The sequence below is a fragment of the Sebaldella sp. S0638 genome (genome assembly GCF_024158605.1).
Classification (GTDB): Bacteria; Fusobacteriota; Fusobacteriia; order Fusobacteriales; family Leptotrichiaceae; genus Sebaldella.
The window spans coordinates 1-17,617 of the sequence record NZ_JAMZGM010000053.1 but is presented as its reverse complement, the minus strand read 5'-3'; the positions used below and the strand labels follow the sequence as shown (position 1 = coordinate 17,617).

Sequence of the window (17,617 nt, the reverse complement as noted above, 5' to 3'; positions counted from 1 at the left end):
ATGATTATTGATTATCAGAAGCTTGAACAGGAAACACTGGAAATACTGGAAAAAAACAGAACATGGATTCTTTCTACTTCATTTATTGATAAAATAACTTCGAGAAGTATGAGTGTTATAAATATAGGTATGGATATCTATTTTCAGACTAATAAAAAGTATACCAAGTATATCCAAATGACAAAAAATCCCAATGTTGCACTATGTACAGGCAATACTTCCATTGAAGGCACTGCCAGAGAGATCGGCAGCTGGGCAGACGAAAAAAATAATAATATTATGGAAGCTTACAAAGCTAAACATCTTTCATCATATAACAGATACGGAAATTTAGACGGACAGGTTGTCTTTAAGATTACTCCTAAAAAAGTTTCATATTGGAAATATCCATCTGATGATAGTGAGCCATACAGGGAAATATTGCATATAGAGAGAAAAATGGCTGAAAGAATTGAATTTTAATATCTGGAATTTATCTTCTTAATTATAAAAAGGAGTTGCCGTTAGAGCAACTCCCTGTATAATTAAAATGTTCCTGTATAATCAATAAAGCTGTTTAGCCAGTCTATATATTCTGCCGGCTCTTCTGTCAGTGCATCCATGATCTGTCTGTAGTTTTCATCATCCCTGTAAATATTCAAAATTACAGGAAGTATTTTAAATGCTGCAGGATCAGAGAATACCTTTCTGTTAATCAGAAGATACACCAGTTCCTCTACTTTTTTCAAAAGCTGAGGCTGGAACTTTGCTATGTTGTATAATATTGATACTAAGTCAAATTTATAGCTTATATTTGTCGGATTATTCATTATAAGATTAAACTGATTATAGAATAATCTTTCGAATGTCCATGGTATAAAATGATTTGTATCATTAAGATTTAGAGAGATTCTGAATTTTTCTCCCTGAGATAACAGATATTCCATATCATCTTTTTTAATATCCGGAATTCTGATGAATCTGTTAAAATAAGCATTTAGATTAACAAATGTTCTGCTTATTACTTCATTTAAGTTTTCTCTGTTTACTTCTCCTGAGAATAACTCATATTTTTCAAAAGTCTGGCAGTCAGCGAGATACATCTTTATATTGTATGATTTTCCGTTTTTATTACCGCTTTTGGAAATTATTTCACCATACATTATATAATCAAGCATATTATTTAGTTCTTTTATTTTTTTGATATATTCTATAGTTATATGATCATTGAATATAATCAGATCCTGATCAGTATAATTAATTACCATATGATTATCAATACCTGTATTCATCATCAACACTTCATTTATGTAAAGCGGTATACCAAGCAGCAGTTTTTCTTCAGGACTGTCATCTTTCTGATCATCCATCAGATTAGCCAGCGGAAGGATCAAAATACTCGGCGGCTGTTTCTTTTTGTTTCTGAAATACCAGTTCGGCATTTTCAGATTATAATACCATATTGGTGATTTTATCAGGAATGATCTGTTTTTTAGCTTCAGATCTTTTCTATTTTCTATTTCAAGTCTTACGTCATTCAGCAGATTTTCGTATTTTATGAAACTATCCCCGAAGTTCTCCCATTTGAAAGCACTTATATATTTCAGCAGATTTAATCCGTTTATATAGTCATGTGTTTTATAGAACATCTGTAATATGTTCATTGTAGCATAAGGACCGTGTGTTTCAGGATTAAATACCGGAAGGACTATTTTCTTTATTTCATCATAATATTCCTCTTTCACATAAGCACCGGAAACGAATGACACTGCTTCATCATTCTGGGCTGATTCTTCCAAAGCTCTTGTAAATAAGGCATTTGCCTTTGGTACATTACGTTCTTTCAGTTTTATACTTCCCAGATAAAGTTTTGCTCTCCAGCTGTTAGGCAGTTCTGAGATTTCTTCGAATATTTCTACATATTTTTTATTTTCTTTTTCAACCTGGGCCTTTTCCAGTAAAATTGACAATACATTTGATATATTCGGATCCAGTTTCAATGATTCCTTGTAATAATTATTCGCTCTGTCTTTTTCTCCCATTTCATCAAGCATAAGTGCATAATTGGAATATATTAACGGTGATTCTTTTTCAGTTTCGATATATTTCTCATATACTTTTACAGCACTGTCATACATCTTGTTCTGTCCGTAGAAAACCCCGAGTATATTAGTTCCTCTTTCTCTTATAGGATCATTGTTATATAATCTGAAACAAGCTTCTTTTACTTCATTTATTACATTATTATGAAATGCGTCCAAAATTATCTTATATAAATTTTCAAAATTATTCCAGTTTTTTTCTAATGAAGGTTTCAAAAATTTCTCTACCCATTCATCTTTTGTAATTTCATTTTTCAGACCATTTGGTGAAATTAACGTAACTGTTTCCACCGGTGCGGGAACATCATACTGTTCCTTCTGGACGGGTTTCTCCTCCTTAGCAAAAAGATCTTTGATTTTCTTAAACATATTGTTATCCTCCTTTTGATTCTTACCTATCTATTTCAGGGTATCTTTTTTCCAATTTTTTTAGTTTCTTACTTACAATTTCATATATATCCAAATCCAGCATATTTGTCATTGAAATCAAACTTATAAATACATCGGCTATTTCATCAGAAACCTCCTGTATTTTGGCTGTTTCCCAAGAATCCGGTATATCTGACCAGACGAAGTGCTCCATTAGCTCTGCTGCCTCTACAGATATTCCCATAGCTACATTTTTGGGATTGTCATTTTCTGCCCACCCCCGCGATGTCCTGAATTTTTCTATTAATTTTACCAAATCAGATATTTTATAATCTGTCATAATATCATCAGTCCTGTCTAAGTAGTTTTATTATTTTCTTCTTCTGTCTGCAGGTCTTTATATTCTGCATTCAGATAAAACAAAGAAATTATACCGACCTTTACATTAATCAGAAATGAAATCACAAAACAAATAATGCTTTGTGCAATTACTGTAACAATTACCAGCCATATATTTTTTGAAAAAAAATTAATAAAACTACTAAATGTTAACATTATTTCCAGTATGAATACCAAGAACCAAAATATGATATTTGTCAGAAAAATTTTTATAAAATAGTTTTTTGTTATATGAAATGAGTATAAAATAGATTTTACAACCCCTAACTTTCTCACATAATATATATTCTGAAAAAAAGCCAGTCTCACCTTAAAAAATATCACTCCTGCAATTCCGGCTGTCAAAGCCGCTATTCCGCAGCATACCGCCAGAAACATACTTACATTGCCTATTATTGTCAGAAACAATATAAAAATACCCATTATTACTCCTGCAGTAAATAAAAACGTGAAATACAGGAGAGCTATGAATATTATCTTCTGCCATAATTTTCTCCCTGAAGCGAATGATGATCTTAATTTTTTTTCTTTTTCAATATAATCTGATATCTCTACCCTAAGGCCGGTGTATATAACTGATGAAATAAAACTGCTCAGCCCGCCGTAGGATAATATCAATATATTCCAGAAAAAAGTGTCTTCTTTACCAAAAAACATTCTGGAACCTAATCTTAATATCATCAATATAACCAGGGAAGGAAACAATGTTTTGATATTCGACTTTAGTATCTCAAAAGACCAGTTGAAAGCATCTTCCATAGTTAAGGATTTTTTCCCCAGTCTTAAAATGAATTTCTCCATTAAACCTCCTGAGTATATTTTTGCTCTTAATTATAACTTAAATTTACAAATTTTTCAAAGAAAAAGTGAAGAAAATAATAACTTAATTATATATTACTTCTTCAAGAACCCGTCCGTTCAGGTCTAAAAGCCTGAATGCAAGCCTTTCGCCGTCTCTGAATTCAGCTTCTATTACTTTATTCCCATTTTCGTCGAAAAATTCCCATATTCCTATTGGAATACCTTTTGAAAAATATTTTTTTGCTTCCAATATCTCATTTGGTGAATATTCAATTCTTTCTATTTCTTCCTGGTTGTTTGAATAATTTTCCGTAAAACTTATTTTGGAATTCACATTATAAGTTTTCCATATTCCTACCCTCACACCATCTGAAAAAAGTCCCTCTGACAAAAGTTCCCCGCTTTCGTAATAATATCTGCCGATCCCGTCAACTGCACCGTTTTTATAGTTTATCTCACTTCTTACAGTTCCTGATTCATAATATTCTTTTTTTATATTCTCTATTTTCCCCTTTTTGTACACAGCACTTTCTTTCAAAATCCCTGTTTCAAAATATTCGCTGTAATCGCCCTCTTTCACACCTTTTTTATACGTAATCTCCAGTATGGGGAAACTTTTGTTATAAACAATATACTTACCATCGTATTTATTATATTTATACTCTATTTTTGTAATTATGTCACCATTAAATTTATAAAAAATTTCGGTACCGTGTAAAAGATTATTTTTGTAATTCGCTTCATATGATACAGTCTCATTTTCAAAATACTTTATTTCTTTTCCGTGTTTCATACCGTTTTTATATACGGCAACATTGCTTATTGTTCCGTTTCTGTAATATTTTATACTCTTGCCATGCTTTTTTCCCATAAGATAAGAATTTATTTCTGCTGTCTTTCCGTCAAAATCATATATGATTACATTACCGCTTATGCTGCTTTTGTTATTAAAGCTTTTCATATATCCCGAGGTCTTAGATCTTCCGTTTATAAAAAAATCAGTATATGAGTAGCCTTTGCTGCTTTTCTTATCGTTTATTTCTCTGTAATAAGCTGCATTTTCCGGGGTTTTCAACCTGTTCCATTCCTTATCGTAATAGTAAGTATGTGTCTTTGTAAACAACATGCCTGTAATAAAAATAAAAAATATAAGTGTGTGTATTTTTTTCATACTTCACCTCTTTTGAATTATTATAGCACATTTTTAAAACAAATTCTCTAGTTTTAATTAAAAATAATCACTATTTTTGCATTTTTTTTCTTTATATGCAAAATAGAATTTTGAATTTGAATTTTTTATTAATAAATGATATAATATTTGGATGAAAGGAGAAATAAATGAAAAAACTTAACTTATTATTTGTTTTTGGTTTGATTTTTTTCACAAGTTTTTCTGAAGTTAATAAAAACTTTAAACCCAAAAATGTATACGAAACTTACGATATGATCGCAGAGGTCTATAACACTGCTTTTAGCACAAGTGCGAATGTCAGCGTCGATTATAATAACCAGGCTGTTAACTTAAGTGATAATACACTTTATTCAGGTTACTATGTAGACTATTATTCAAGCGGTTCTGTTAAAGCAATTAAAAATTATAAAAAGGGACTGCTTGACGGGGATTCTTTCCTATATTCATCAAAAGGCGGCCTTGAAAAGATTGTTTCTTATAAAAACGGAAGCAAAACAGGCGGCGAAACTGAGTATTATGATAACGGCTCTCCAAAAGCATACCGTGAATATGTTAATGGTGTACAAAACGGACTGGAATATAACTATGACGACACTGGTCTTCTAAAGACTGTTTTCACTTATAAAAACGGTGCAAAAAACGGTGAAGCTTATAAATTTTCTGATGGTATCGTCATTGAAAAAGAACTTTATGTAAATAACAAACTTGAAGGTGAAGCGCAGTCATTTTATGCGAATGGAAAGAAAAAATCATCTGGTACTTTTAAAAATGATTACAGAGATGGAAAATGGCTCTGGTACCACCCTGACGGTGAATTAAAGCTGGAAGAAACTTACATAAGCGGTAAGGTTCTTGGAGATATAAAGGGCTTTTTCCCTGATGGTAGTGTAGAAAGAAACATTTCCTTAGTAAATGGAAATGGTGATTTTGTTCAGTATTACGACAACGGAATCCTAAAAGCCAAAGGGCAGTTCTATAATTACAGTGCAGCAGGCGAATGGTTTTTTTATGACAAAAACGGTAATCTTGTAACTGTAAATTATTTTTAAAATGAAAAATCGGTTTCTCCATATATTGGAGCGAAACCGATTTTTTTATGTTTTGATTAATAATATCATGGTCTGAAAATAATTGTCACTTCATTCTTATATTTCTTGCGGTAATAAATTTATGAAAGAAAAACCGCCGCTAAGCGACGGTTCCTAATATGCTAATTAAGGTTAAAATCTCCTGTTTGCCCTGAATTAGCCTTGTTTATCAAAAAATTTGCCATTGTTTTAAACTCATTAGTTAACTCCGAATTGTTTATATTTTCTATTGTATTTACATTCTGGGTACTTTTCAAACTTCTTGATAATGCAAATGATCCATCTCTGAAATTCTTATCATCCATGGAAAGAAGCTGCCCCTGTGAATTTTTCCTATCGTACTGCACATTTATTATTTTTTCATTTTTTATAGTCATTTTCATGAATGGCTGCCATCCTCCGGAAGCTCTCCCCTCAACCGAATAGGAACCATCTTTCATTGCAGCTAAAGAAAAAAAACCGATTACAAGGAATAATAAAACACTAACTACTTTTCTCATAACTTCTCACCTCCAAGTAGTAATATATTATACCATAAATATTATATTTTTCAAAATTTACAATTATTCTCCATATAATAATCAATTCATATTTTTCATTCGCACAGTGCGAACGACTTATTTTTCTGATAAAAATGGTGTTTTTATTTGTTTATCAGCATATACATTATTTTATAAACTTCGACATAATCAGACTCTTTGCCAGTTTATACAGAAATATTGTGAGCAGCAGCGGCAGAATTATGTACCCGAATATTGTTACTCCTATGATAAGCGGTACATCTTCCGAGATACTTTCTGTTACATTTCCTGTCTCAGTCTTAAAATTTTCTATTTTATCCTTATATGAATCTGCCTGCCCTTTAAAATTAAAGATACTTGTATTTTCTGCAGGCTTAAAAAGGTCTTCAGCTGAAGCATTAAGATTTCCGACATTTTTTTCTATTCTTTTTATAGCCGGTTCCTTATATTCATTTTCCATTACATTTACTACCTTTGAACTCAAAAAAAGCACAGACGGTATTAGTAAATATATAAATAAAAATGAATAAAAGAAATACTTTCCAACCCTTGATAATATCTCTGTTATCCTGTTTTTCATAAAAACCCATGGTGCCACAAAAACCAGTGATGCTGACAGTAAAAACGAACTGAGTTTCATAGTAAAAAAGCCAAAGTATAATGTTTCTATCTTTAAGATTACCACACTTAATAAAGAAGTTTTCCATAAGATATTTATCATTTCATATACAGGTTCTATTATATCTCCCAGTTCCAGATTTACACCTATAACTGCATTGGCATTTAATGTACTTCCTTCTATTACGCCCATTGTTCCTTTTATTACAGAAAGAGTTACAAACAGAGTTTTTGACTGTTCATATGAATTTCTCATGTACTCTTCCGATTCATTCTTCAAAAAATCAAAAATTGTTATTTCAAATATTTTTGATAATACCCCGAATACTGAAAGTACAATTCCCAAAATAACCATTATTTTTAATATTCTTGCTTTATTTCCCTCTGATAACTTTATCATCTTACACTCCTGTCTATATTCAGAATTTTTCTTATTACATATGATGCAGCAGTCATACCTGCTACAGGCGGTACAAAGCCGTTACTTCCCGGAGTTATCTTTGCCGGAACTTCTTCTCCCATAAAATATTCTGTTTTCTCTTCTTCTTTATATCTCAGACTCTTATCAGGAACCATAGGCAGCTCACTGGAAAAAACAACAGGAAGTTTCTTTATTCCTTTGGATTTCAAAATTTTTCTCAGTGTTCTTGCCAGCGGACACGCTTCTGTTTCATATATATCACATATTTCCACCATCTCAGGAAACATTTTATTACCGAATCCCATTGAAGAAATAATACCTATATTATTTTGAATACAGTATTCTATAAGTGATGCCTTGGCTTTCACCATATCTATGGCATCAATGACAAAGTCAGGCTTATGCTTTTCAAAAAATTCCCCTATATTCTCTCTTTTGAGAAGATCAATTTCTTTTACTACATTACATTCAGGATTTATATCCTTTATTCTTTCCTCCATTACGTCTGCCTTGTTCAGTCCGATTGTACTTCTAAGTGAATGTAATTGTCTGTTTATATTAGATTCTGATATTTTATCAAAATCCACAAGTATAATTTTTCCAATGGCTGATCTTGCCAATGCTTCGGCAGAGTATGATCCTACACCTCCAATTCCAAAAACTGCCACCGTTGACTCCTGTAATTTTTGTATTCCGCTTTCTCCTATAAGCATTTCCAGCCTTGCAAATTCATATGACATTTATTTACTCCTATATCTATTGTTACTTTTCTTTCCAATAAAATATTTTTATGAAAAGCTGTACATATTTTACCATAATTTTGATAAAAATAAAATAAAGGTATTATATGACTGCAAAACCTTCTGCAATATCATGTAATACCCAGTTAAAATTATATTTCTATACTTCTTTTTCTACATATTTTGATGTTTCCTGATAACCTTTATCTTTTGCATAAATAAATACTACACTTCCGCCTTTCAGCTCGTCAATTATCTGAGCGTATTCATCAAGGGGCAATGCAGGACATCCGAGACTTCTCCCCAAATGACCATTTGATCTTAGAAAGTCAGGGCTGGCATAATCAGCTCCGTGAATTACAATTGATCTTGCTTCGGCATTATCATTTATATCCTGCTCTAATCCGTATAATTTTAACGAATATCCATTTGAACCTTCATAAGTATATCCTGTTAAATAAAATCCCAGACTGCTCATATTAGAATCTATACTGTTAGAAAACTCCGTGGCATAATTATTTCCTGAATTCTTTCCATGTGCCACATAAGTATCATACAACACTTTATTTTTATCAAAATCTATTACGTAAAATCTTTTTTCTGATGAAGAACTGCTGAAATCTATTATTGTAAGCACATTTCTTTTCTTCTTTTTCACTCTTTTGAATCCGTCCACAGCCTGTTTAAAAACTTCAAAATCCAGTTTCTTATCAAGGCCTAGTGTCATATATTCCTCTCTTATTCCCTCATTACTCGGGTCAAAAATATTCATGCTTGATCTCAAGCTGCTGCTGTTATTGTCAATGATCTTAAACATATCTTCAAAGTATTCTGAAGAATATGCTGCGATCGAAAGCGTAAACGTTAATAATGATAATAAAATAAGTTTTTTCATTATACTATATCATCCTATCCTAGTTTTTACCGTTTTAAAATAATAATAAATCTCCTCTAATTTTATATCATACTTTCACACTAAAATCAAGAGTCACATAGTAAAATCAAAGGAAATCTAAAACCATTTTCTTTTTATGAGATACCATGTACTCATGATAGTCAGTGTAACAGAGATAATTATCACTATAATAAAAGCATATTTCTGATTCTGAAAAGGCAGCGGGACGTTCATCCCGTATACACTCGATACAAGCATTGGAAAATTCAGTATTATTGTAAGTGCTGCGAGAGCCTTCATCACGATATTTAGATTATTCGATATAATGGAAGAAAAAGCACTTGTAAGACTGTCCACAATACTGCTGTAGAGCTGGCTCATTTCCAGCGCTTGATTATTCTCTATTATTACATCTCTGATAAACTCTTTTTCCTCGTCACTATCTGACAGCCTGCCGCTCAGAAGCCTTTCCATCACCATCTGATTCCCTTTCAGCGATGTCGTAAAATAAACCAAACTTTTTTCTATTTCCATAAGGTTTATCAATTCCTGATTTGACTGTGTTCTTCTTAGCTTTGACTCCGCCCTGATTATATTCACATTTAATGTTTTCAGATATTTTAGATATCTTTTTGTAGTGGCAAGAAGTATCATCATCACAAAACTTCTTATGCTTTCAAATTTTTTTCCGTAATTATTTATAACTACATCTATGATATTTACATCTTCTGAAGCTATTACTACCAGCTTCTCCGGAGTCAGTATTATACCCAGCGGTGTTGTTTTGAAAGTAAGATTTCCCGGCACATCATCTTCTTCCGTCGGGACTCTTATAAGTAAAAATAACTGATTTTTGTAATTTTCCAAACGTGGTATTTCGTTTTTATCCAGTGAATCTTTCAGATACTCATGAATTATTCTCTCTTTTTTAGAAATTTTATAAATATCCTCATATTGCGGGTCTACCATCTTTATCAGATTGGCTTCCTTGTATTCCAAAGGATTTTTTATTTCCTTTACATGACCGTTCAGCCTGTAATACCTTAGCATTCTCCACCTCCTGTATCTTTTATAATATCTGATTATTCATAATGCGAAGTATCATAAAACAGCTTTTCACCGTATAAACCATTATTATAATTATACATTGTCAAAGAAACATTTGGTTTTAGTCCTCTGCTCCAAAAATCTTTTACTTCCATATTATTTATTGCTGATATTATTGCCATAAGCGACATACCGTGGGCAACTACAAGTACTTTCCCCTTTTCATTCTGTATGATTTCATCTAAAAACTGTGATGTTCTCCCCATAAGCTCTTTATATGTCTCGCCGTTATATTCAGAAGGATTATATATTTCAGGTTTCTCATGCATAACGACTATTTCTTCCTTAAATCTTTCTTCCAGTGTTTCCACTTTTTTCCCTTCGAGAACTCCAAAATTCATCTCTTTCAGTCTCTCATCTGTTATTATAGGGCTGACTCTTTTTCCCATAACTAATTCTGCGGTTTTCATTGTTCTTCCGCTTGGCGAGGCAAAAATTTTGGAAAATTCAATATCCTCCAGTTTTTCTCCCAGTTTTTTTGCTTGAAAAACTCCAGTTTCTGTTAAGTCTGAATCTAGTGTCCCCTGTAGTCTCATTTCCACATTCCATTTTGTCTGCCCGTGTCGAACCAATAGTATATCCAGCAATTTATTCATCTCCTTATTTTATATATTATCAAAAAGTTTTAAACTGATCAGGCGTAAAAGTCCATTCCGGAGTATTCAAGCTCTGTTTTATCTCTTCCAGCGAGTACCACGGTGAATTTTTACTGTTAAAGTTTTTTAGTATATGCATGTCCTGTGCAGGCATATAACTTTGCGCAAGAAGAAATACCTTATCTCCCTCTTTATTCTGACCTACATCCATAACTATTATAGCATGTCCCGGGAATCCCGGCTTTATAAATACATCTCCCGGAACCATATCTTTTATGTCTTTAGTTTTCATCTGTTTATCCAGTGAATACGTGTTAGCATAAGAAAATACCATTATCAGATATTTTCTGAAATTCTCATAACCGTAATCTTCTTTTCCGCTTTTTACCCAGCTGCTTTTATTTGCGCTGTTGGAAATTCTGTAACCGCTCGCCCATTTATCAAAATTCGCATCAAATCCGTTCACAAAATTAAAGCTTATCTCTTTATAACGTTTATTTTTATAAAGATACTCCGCTCTCAGTCTCATTATTGCATCTGCACACTGCTGTAAATCCTGTGTTCCCACATCTATATCAAGTATACTGTCATGTACCTTATTCGGCTTTTCTCTTCCATCAAAATAATATACATTTTCCCCGTATTTTTTCACGGGAAAAGTCTGCAGATAGTAAGCAAAGCTGTCTTCTTGAAATGTCATTCTTGTGTATCCCTCAGGCAGATTATATCTTTTATCTAATGTCATTCCGTCAGGCACAACTATAGTTTTAGTTTCCCTTGTTCTGTTTGTACTTCTGTTTTCCTGTACATTATCAGCTTTTCCTGATTTTCCGCAGGAAAGCAGAAATACAAATATTATTAATAGTAGTGTTAATTTCTTTTTTCTCATTATTCCTCCTGTAATATATAAAAAGACTTGTACACTTTACCAGTTTCAAGCAAAATTCCAAGTCCTTTTTCTTTTTATTCTATCCTGTACTCAATAGATATTACTGCTCTTACAGTTTTTTCAATAGAATATGTATCATAATAACCAGTATCCGAAGTCTCGGATGTATTATCCCCTGTTATCTGAAAAACACCCTGATTTACAGTTTTTACTCCGCCGATACTTCTTCCGTTATTTTTCAAAAGCTCATTTGCTCTGAGTCTGGCATTTTTAGTTGCTTCCCCGAGTAAGTCTATTTTCAGCTTTTCGATATTCGTAACAAAGTACTGCGGCTCTGAAACTGCAAGATTAATGTCTTCTGATAATTTTAATGCTAAAGGATCCAGTTTGTCCACTTTATCAGTAGTTACCACAATTACCTGAGTGGCATTATACGATAATATTCTTGTAGTCTGATTACCTCTGTCATTAAAATAATATACCGGCTCTGAAACTATATTCTCAAGCTTTAATTCCGAATCCTCGAAACCTTCTGCTTTTATCAGCTCCGCTATATTTTGTGTATTTGTTTTCAGATTTTCCACTGCTGTATTAACATCTTTATCGCTTGACTTAACAACTATGGATAAAATTCCTTTATCGGATTTTACTTTTTTATCTGCTACTCCTTTTACAGTAACAATGTCGTCTTTTTTCTTCAAAGACTCTATGGTATTTGATACTATTGCACTAGATATTATCAAACCTAATGAAAGTATCACAGCTACCAGTACAAACTGTACCCTTTTCATAAAACACCTCTTTGGCTCAAATTATTTCGACTTAAATATAATTATAAAGAATTTAAAGTATTATGTCAAGATCACTTTTTACTTGAAAATACTTGGCTGTATGCTGACAAAAACAGATTTTCACTGTTATTTATCCTGCCTTTTTTATTTGCATACACTTTTTTTGTCCTGATATATTTTTTCCAGTTTATCATCTGCAATATTCATTTTATAAGCAGTTCCCGTTTTCATATCCAGTTCAATATATGCCCTTTTTACAGTATGTGTCTCATGATTCTCAAATATCTGATATTTGTAATAATCTGCTCCGTCCATTTCCGGGGTATAATATTTCAGATTATCATTCTTTGATATAGTGAGTTTCTCCTTTATTACTGTATTCAATAATTTTTCAGCTTTTACATCACAATTGGAAAAAGCTGATACTCCTATAATAAATGCTAATAAAAAAATTCCTTTTTTCATTTACCTCCTCACATTCTCTTATATTAGTGTACTAATTTTCATCAGAAAAATCAATCGAATTTTATATTTATTATCAGAACTTTTATATGAAAATGAATATTATATATTATACCATTAAATATGGTATAATTAAAGTGTGTGGTAGAAAGGTACGGACATGAATAATATTAAATATTTAGACTGTAATGAAATAAAGATGATTGAGTTTAAAGGGAACGGAAAAAAGTGTATTTTCAGGAATTCAATTTTAAGAAGTATGCTTTGTGAAACACTGGATTCAAAAATCATTGGTGTTATCAAGAATACCAAGTCAGGAATTGCATCACAGATTAAAGACTAAAAAGATTCACTGTATTTAATTTAAATCCACACACAAGCCGGGCAGAAAGTTTCCCGGCTTTTTTTATTTATACAAAAAAGGCTGTGCTAATTCACACAGCCTTAAATCTATCATATATATACTTAAGGGTAATTCCATATATAGTTAGGGAGGTATGAAACCTCCTCAAACACACAAAACATCTAGAAAAATATTACTCTTTCTAAAGTCAAGTATATAATAACAAAAATTCCACGATAATAATATACAATTTATGAAGAAAATTATTGCCATTTTCTCATAAATTGATATTATATCTTTAATTTATTGATTTCCAAATAATTCTCTAAAAATATCAGTCAATATATTACAATTTAGAGTATTTTCTGTAATTCTTATTTTAATTTCTTCTGATTGATATAGGATTTGCCATATTTTTCTCCTAAGTTTTATTTCTATTGTATCATAGGTCTATATAATATCAAAGTGCTATAATATGTTTTTTAGCAGATGAACCGATGACGGCGAATAACTTCGCTGTTATCGGTTTATTACTTTGAATCGATTATGTACAAATTACAATTTTCTCACTATAAAAACGACTTATACCGAGCTTTTATACAATTCGACTAATGAATCGCTCTGTTTACTTTACTTTATTATAAAGTCTTGTTATACTATAAAAAAGGTCAGTTGACCCAAAATGGAAGTTGGTGGGAGATAAAATGTTTTTTATAGATTTGATGAACGATGAGACATAGGCAACGCTAAAAAGAAAAAACTATAAAAAAAATAGTACAATCGTATTTGCAGAAGAAGAGAATAATTTCGTTTACTTTCTAATTGAAGGACTTGCAGAAGCATATATTCTTGCTCCGCAAGGTTTGTTTTCTTCGATTCATTTATACAAAGCAGGTAGCTTTTTCGGAGAAATTGAGCAATTTTATGAAGGAAGAAAACCAGTAGAGATCACAGCGATAACAGATTGCGTTGTGGATATTTTGCATAAGAAAGATTTTTTAAATTGGCTTCGCAATGACTTTGAGGCGACAAAATTTTTAATAGCTGAAATTTCTTATAAACTTGTTATTAATGCGGAACTCGTAGAAGAAGTATTATTACTGACAGTAAAAGAGCGTTTGCTCAGATGTATAGCTTCACATCAGTATAGGAATAATCTAGATAGATTGACAAAGGAACAAGTAACGAAAGAGGCAAATGCACCTATGAGAAGTATCAACAGAGCAATTGCTGAATGTTCAGATCAGGGTATCATATCTTATAAGAATAAAAGATTTACTATATTAGACGAAAAAAAAGTTAATACACATTTGCCACAATATATGAAAAAATAAGAGTAATACCAAGGTGAAGCACGGACACCAGCAGGTATCTGTGCCATATTTTTAACATTTTGGGTCATGTGACCTATATCTATTACAAGAAAGGCATTACAATAAAGAAAACGATAAGTGAGGCGATATTTATGAGTGCAATACTAGATAGAATTTTGAAACAAATAGGCGATCAAGAAATAATTGAGAAACTTCTTTCTCTTCCAAAACAAGATTTGAACTCACTACTCTTAGAGCTTTTTGAAAGACAAGTAGATAAGCTTACTCCAGCAGATATTTTGAAGATGTATCATTCCGGTCGTTTTGCTACTCCTAGTGAGGCTGACCCAGCTAGATTCCACTCCTTAGAGGTTCAGCTATTGTCAGCGGCACAAGAAATGGATATAAAAACAGTTTTACTATCACCATCCGCGCCACTCGGTAGTTGCAGTTCTTTCGGTTGCGTAGATCAATACAACGTGATTAGCGCATTACGTGGTACGGAAACGTTGTCAGACCCTTCAAATATGTTGGCCATTATTATTGCAGATAAGCTAAAGAATCGTGTAGAGAGCAACATATCACCTTTGCACTACGCTACAACGTCAAGAGTTGTGCGAGCACAAGCATTTTCAGGCAAAGGTTTTTTCTCCCACTTTGGACTTTTTTGCATGGTATCTTCAGGCAAGGACATGGGTTCTTATTCCTCAGAGAAAGAACTACTCCAAAAGCACTTGCTGTTCTATAAGGGGTAGGAACAGAAAATTGACGAAAATATACGCTAAGAGGAGTCCCTTTTGCACTTTAAACCTTGATAATTCTGAGTTTGTGCAATGAGTACTCCTCTTTCATTTCAAATGAATAATCTCCAAAAAAATTAATATGTTCCCAATGTATCGGTGATATAAAGGGAATTAAATCGGGACGATTTTTACCTTCTTTTTCAAGTTCTTTTATTGCAGCTTCCATGTAAACCGTATTCCATACTGTAATTATATTAATAAGTAAATCTGAAGCAAGAGATTTTTGTGTTTGTCCAATATAAGATGCCTCATAATATTCATTTTGTTGACCAAAATTCAGTTTACGTGATAAAGCATTGACAGCTTCTCCTTTGTTTAGACCTTTTTGGACACGATGTCGAAGATCCGCATCCAGAAAATATTCAATAAGATAAATTGTTTTTTCTATTCTCCCTAATTCCCTTAAAGCTTGAGCAAGGCTATTTTTACGAGCATAAGAACCTAATTTGCTTAAAATAAAGGAACTTGAAGTTCTACCTTCACGTATAGAAACAACTAATCGTAATATATCTTCAAAGTTACGTTCAATAATATTGAAATTTATTTTTCTATGAAAATATTCTTTTACTCCAGAATCTATTTCATCTGTATAAAATAATCTAAGATCTGATATTCCTTTAATTCGAGGAGCGAATTTTATGCCGAATACATGACACAGTGCAAATACCTGATCTGTGTATCCATGAGTATCAGTATAATGCTCTTTGATATCAAGTTCTGTATTATGTGAAAGAAGAGCATCTAATACATGTAGAGCTTCTCTACTATCTATATTAATGATTTTTGTATAATAAGATTGAAACTGATCAGCTACGGCTCTATAAACTGTTACTCCTTTTTCAAAGCCTAAATGTTTACTATATTTGGCGTGAAAAGATGATACAGGAACTTTCATTCTCATACCATCAGATGATGAACTTGTTCCATCTCCCCAATAGGATGCTAATGAACGATGATGTTGGAAATTAACAAGCTGAGCTATAGCTCTTCGCAAGGAATCTTCTTGAAGATACCATTGGGAAACATAAGCCAATTGATGATAACTTATGTTATATGTATGATCTGCCATTTTACTTAATCCGATATTTGTACCTAAAGCCAGTAATGTACTAAGTAAAATAGGTAATTCACTTTCGTTTACTTTTTTTCCGTTAGATAAATGACTAAGTTCATTAGTGAAATTAGTCCATTTAGAAACTTCTAATAACATATTGGTTAATTTTATCTGAGGAATTTTTTTAAAAATATCATTTATAAATTCATCAGTATTATCTGGAATTTCTGATGATAATTTGTGTAAATAGATTTTACCATTAAGTCCATATGCGGTTTTTGAAGTAGGAAGTTTTATTTTAAGTAATTCAATCTGACTTTGTAACTTTTCTTTTCTTTCTTTTATATATGTTTGAAAATTTTCAGGAAAATTTAATTGATAATTATTAATATCTGTTATTTTAAATTCTTCTTTATTAATAAGATAATGTTCAAAATTTTGGTATTGTTCACTTCCTTTAACAGCCATGTTTCCAGATTTTATTTCATTATTTATTTCATCTAAAACTGCCATTTCATAATGCCTTTTACAAATTTTACCATCTTTTTTTATAACATAATCTTTCCATTTTTTAGGTAAAAAATTTACGGGAATATTTACAGGTAATTTCCTTGATTTCCTGTTATTCATTAAACGTAGAACATCTATAGCCTCCATTAATTCTAAAGACGATTTTACTGGTATGAATTCAAAATACTTTAGAAAATCAGGACTATAATTACGCAAATAATTATATCGAGTATCTATAAAATTTAAATAACTAAAGTTTTTTGATTTTGCTAGTTTTTTAGCATCTTCTATTTCAAAAATAATATTATCCCATCCAATTTTTTGTTCTAAAATTTTATAGGGATTTAATTTTTCTTTTTTGGCTTTAATTAAAATTTCCCCAATCTCAATAAACTTAATAACTTTCTGATTGAAAGATTTAACTTCGTTTTTTTGTAAAGATTCTAATTTCCTCTGACTTTTATTTTTTAATTGCTTCATCTGGTACATATGAATTTGAATTCCCATGTCAATAAGAGTTTTTCGTAATTTATAGAAAAAAACAATTAATGTAATGGTCAAGCAAAATGGGAACATTAGGATCCAAAGAAATTGAATCTAGCCTGGTAAGGAGTAATAAACCCA

18 protein-coding genes and 1 pseudogene are annotated in these 17,617 nt (G+C 31.6%); 5 read left to right on the top strand and 14 right to left on the bottom strand.

Going from position 1 to position 17,617, the window contains the following annotated elements:
* Positions 1-462: a pyridoxamine 5'-phosphate oxidase family protein gene (locus NK213_RS13655; protein ID WP_253350049.1), complete on the top strand. Its 462-nt coding sequence runs from the start codon at positions 1-3 to the stop codon at positions 460-462.
* 62 nt (positions 463-524) lie between these two features.
* On the opposite strand, the gene NK213_RS13650 is transcribed toward NK213_RS13655, so the two are convergent.
* From NK213_RS13650 to NK213_RS13635, 4 genes are all read right to left on the bottom strand, one after another.
* The gene (locus tag NK213_RS13650) at positions 525-2,450 is read right to left on the bottom strand and encodes a lipopolysaccharide assembly protein LapB (protein WP_253350048.1); all 1,926 of its coding nucleotides are present in this window, start codon (positions 2,448-2,450) and stop codon (positions 525-527) included.
* Positions 2,451-2,472: 22 nt separating this feature from the next.
* Complete coding sequence (locus tag NK213_RS13645) at positions 2,473-2,790, bottom strand: nucleotide pyrophosphohydrolase (protein ID WP_253350046.1); 318 nt, start codon at positions 2,788-2,790, stop codon at positions 2,473-2,475.
* A gap of 17 nt (positions 2,791-2,807) precedes the next feature.
* Positions 2,808-3,650, bottom strand: coding sequence for a hypothetical protein (locus NK213_RS13640; protein WP_253350043.1), 843 nt, complete (start codon positions 3,648-3,650; stop codon positions 2,808-2,810).
* 82 nt (positions 3,651-3,732) lie between these two features.
* Complete coding sequence (locus NK213_RS13635) at positions 3,733-4,821, bottom strand: toxin-antitoxin system YwqK family antitoxin (RefSeq protein ID WP_253350041.1); 1,089 nt, start codon at positions 4,819-4,821, stop codon at positions 3,733-3,735.
* 167 nt (positions 4,822-4,988) lie between these two features.
* Between NK213_RS13635 and NK213_RS13630 the strand changes: the two genes are divergently transcribed.
* Positions 4,989-5,891, top strand: coding sequence for a toxin-antitoxin system YwqK family antitoxin (locus NK213_RS13630; protein WP_253350039.1), 903 nt, complete (start codon positions 4,989-4,991; stop codon positions 5,889-5,891).
* A gap of 161 nt (positions 5,892-6,052) precedes the next feature.
* Here the strand turns inward: NK213_RS13630 and NK213_RS13625 are convergent, their stop codons facing one another.
* The 9 genes from NK213_RS13625 to NK213_RS13585 all read right to left on the bottom strand — a co-directional run bounded on the left by NK213_RS13625 (position 6,053) and on the right by NK213_RS13585 (position 12,973).
* Positions 6,053-6,430 carry a pheromone cAD1 o protein gene (locus tag NK213_RS13625; RefSeq protein ID WP_253350038.1) on the bottom strand — a complete coding sequence of 126 codons (378 nt, stop codon included), beginning with the start codon at positions 6,428-6,430 and terminating at the stop codon, positions 6,053-6,055.
* Between the two features lie 166 nt (positions 6,431-6,596).
* Positions 6,597-7,469: a hypothetical protein gene (locus tag NK213_RS13620; RefSeq protein WP_253350036.1), complete on the bottom strand. Its 873-nt coding sequence runs from the start codon at positions 7,467-7,469 to the stop codon at positions 6,597-6,599.
* The gene (locus NK213_RS13615; RefSeq protein ID WP_253350034.1) at positions 7,466-8,230 is read right to left on the bottom strand and encodes a ThiF family adenylyltransferase; all 765 of its coding nucleotides are present in this window, start codon (positions 8,228-8,230) and stop codon (positions 7,466-7,468) included. The genes NK213_RS13620 and NK213_RS13615 overlap by 4 nt, the downstream gene beginning before the upstream one ends.
* Positions 8,231-8,390: 160 nt before the next feature.
* Positions 8,391-9,125, bottom strand: a complete 735-nt coding sequence (locus NK213_RS13610; RefSeq protein ID WP_253350032.1) for a murein L,D-transpeptidase catalytic domain family protein — start codon at positions 9,123-9,125, stop codon at positions 8,391-8,393.
* Between the two features lie 117 nt (positions 9,126-9,242).
* Positions 9,243-10,175 (bottom strand): magnesium transporter CorA family protein, encoded by a 933-nt coding sequence (locus tag NK213_RS13605; protein ID WP_253350030.1) that lies wholly within the window; start codon positions 10,173-10,175, stop codon positions 9,243-9,245.
* Positions 10,176-10,207: 32 nt separating this feature from the next.
* The gene (locus NK213_RS13600; RefSeq protein WP_253350028.1) at positions 10,208-10,819 is read right to left on the bottom strand and encodes a histidine phosphatase family protein; all 612 of its coding nucleotides are present in this window, start codon (positions 10,817-10,819) and stop codon (positions 10,208-10,210) included.
* A gap of 28 nt (positions 10,820-10,847) precedes the next feature.
* Positions 10,848-11,717: a DUF4846 domain-containing protein gene (locus NK213_RS13595; protein ID WP_253350026.1), complete on the bottom strand. Its 870-nt coding sequence runs from the start codon at positions 11,715-11,717 to the stop codon at positions 10,848-10,850.
* Positions 11,718-11,791: 74 nt separating this feature from the next.
* A complete protein-coding gene (locus NK213_RS13590) occupies positions 11,792-12,508 on the bottom strand; it encodes an SIMPL domain-containing protein (RefSeq protein ID WP_253350024.1) in 717 nt (238 codons plus the stop codon).
* Positions 12,509-12,652: 144 nt separating this feature from the next.
* On the bottom strand, positions 12,653-12,973 hold the full coding sequence (locus NK213_RS13585; protein ID WP_253350022.1) for a hypothetical protein: 321 nt from the start codon (positions 12,971-12,973) through the stop codon (positions 12,653-12,655).
* 196 nt (positions 12,974-13,169) lie between these two features.
* On the opposite strand from NK213_RS13585, the gene NK213_RS13580 reads away from it, so the two are divergent.
* From NK213_RS13580 to NK213_RS13570, 3 genes and pseudogenes are all read left to right on the top strand, one after another.
* A complete protein-coding gene (locus tag NK213_RS13580) occupies positions 13,170-13,313 on the top strand; it encodes a hypothetical protein (RefSeq protein WP_253350020.1) in 144 nt (47 codons plus the stop codon).
* Positions 13,314-14,080: 767 nt separating this feature from the next.
* Positions 14,081-14,647, top strand: a pseudogene (locus tag NK213_RS13575) (Crp/Fnr family transcriptional regulator); the annotation flags it as partial.
* A gap of 131 nt (positions 14,648-14,778) precedes the next feature.
* Complete coding sequence (locus tag NK213_RS13570; protein ID WP_253350018.1) at positions 14,779-15,381, top strand: hypothetical protein; 603 nt, start codon at positions 14,779-14,781, stop codon at positions 15,379-15,381.
* A 49-nt stretch (positions 15,382-15,430) separates the two neighbouring features.
* Here the strand turns inward: NK213_RS13570 and NK213_RS13565 are convergent, their stop codons facing one another.
* The gene (locus tag NK213_RS13565; protein ID WP_256478743.1) at positions 15,431-17,569 is read right to left on the bottom strand and encodes a Tn3 family transposase; all 2,139 of its coding nucleotides are present in this window, start codon (positions 17,567-17,569) and stop codon (positions 15,431-15,433) included.
* Between the last annotated feature and the right edge of the window lie 48 nt (positions 17,570-17,617).